Origin of the sequence: Bacillus sp. V3B, assembly GCF_024494465.1 — a bacterium.
Classification (GTDB): Bacteria; Bacillota; Bacilli; order Bacillales; family Cytobacillaceae; genus Bacillus_BD.
On sequence record NZ_JAETXM010000066.1, the window covers coordinates 1 to 1,557 of the forward strand.

At 36.2% G+C, this 1,557-nt stretch carries 1 protein-coding gene and 1 pseudogene; one reads left to right on the forward strand and one right to left on the reverse strand.

Translation table 11 applies throughout. The annotated features are described in order from the left end of the window. Window positions 1–45 precede the first annotated feature (45 nt). Window positions 46–210 (reverse strand): hypothetical protein, encoded by a 165-nt coding sequence (locus JMM81_RS22515; protein ID WP_256243798.1) that lies wholly within the window; start codon window positions 208–210, stop codon window positions 46–48. Between the two features lie 43 nt (window positions 211–253). On the opposite strand from JMM81_RS22515, the pseudogene JMM81_RS22520 reads away from it, so the two are divergent. Then, window positions 254–1,398: pseudogene (locus tag JMM81_RS22520) on the forward strand (IS110 family RNA-guided transposase). The last annotated feature ends 159 nt before the right edge of the window (window positions 1,399–1,557 follow it).

The following is a 1,557-nucleotide window of genomic DNA, read 5'->3' on the forward strand; positions in this document are numbered from 1 at the left end:
AAACAATCATGATTTTTTACTCGCACCCCCTCATGAAAATGGGGGTTATTTTTTTGCCATTTGCCCATAACTGATATTACAACAAACAGGTAAGTACGTGGGTTTTAATGGTGGGTAAACCCTGTCATAGAAACTGTAAGGAATCGATTGTTGCACACCGCCTTGTTGACCAAGCTTGCTTGGATCACGTACAGAAAAATGTCGATACACAATCTTTTCCACTGTTTGTTAATATAATTAGGATGGTGTTTATATGGACGTACTATTAAAGAATTGTGCTGGTTTAGATGTTCATCAGAAAGAGATTGTGGCCTGTGTGATTCGAGAAGAAACAGATGGAAGTTCGATCACTGAAATTCGATCTTTTCCAACGATGACAAAAGATCTATATGAATTATTAAAATGGCTTGAGCAATGTAACGTTACTCACGTTGCTTTAGAAAGTACAGGAATCTATTGGAAGCCTGTCTTCAATGTCATCGAAGATTACTTTGATATCACCTTAGCCAATGCACAACGAATTAAAAATGTACCGGGACGTAAAACCGATGTAGCTGATGCCGAGTGGATTGCGAAATTACTTCAACATGGTCTTATTGAAAAAAGCTTTGTCCCTCCAACTGATATTCGGGAACTCCGAGATTTAACACGATTACGTAAGAAATGGATTGGAAATATAACAGCAGAGAAGAACCGAATCCAAAAAACGTTAGAGTGTTCTAATATTAAATTAGGTTCCGTCATCTCTGATGTTTTTGGTGTTTCCGGAAGAAAACTTCTTTCTAAGCTCGTTGAAAAAGGGTATGTCGATCCAAAAGATGTACAAGAAACCATTCATTTTAAAATGATGCCAAAAGCTCAACAGATCTCTGATTCTCTTTTTGGAACACTCAATATGCATCAAATCTTTTTAATTCGCCAATCTTGGAATCATATCATTTTCTTAGAGGAACAATTAGAACAACTTGAAAAACAGATCAATGAATTATTGATTCCTTATAAGGAACAGGTAGATTTACTGTTAACGATTCCCGGAGTAAAAGAGAACTCCGTCGCAAGCATCTTAGCAGAAATCGGAATAGAAATGAGTCAATTTCCATCTGCACAACATCTAGCATCATGGGCAGGCTTAGCACCGGGAAATCATGAAAGTGCGGGTAAAAAAAAAGCACCCGAACAACCAAAGGAAATCCACACATAAAATCGACATTATGTGAAGTGGCATGGGCTATTTCTAGAACAAAGAATACATGGTTGGCAAGTAAGTATTGGTCACTGGCAGCTCGTCGAGGAAAGAAAAAGGCATTAATCGCCATAGCACATAAAACATTGAAAATTATTTATCATATTTTATCTGGAAAACAACCATTTATTGAATACGCTAAATTATTAGCCTAACCATTTTCTAATCTAAATATACTTCTAACTATTGAAAAAAAGAAAAAATCAATAGTTTTCTTTCCTATTGCCTTTTTAGCAAAAAACACACTTATCTCCTATAGGCTCACCCGCATGATTTTCACTAAACCCAAATGTAGTTTCCTTCCTTTTCACAGA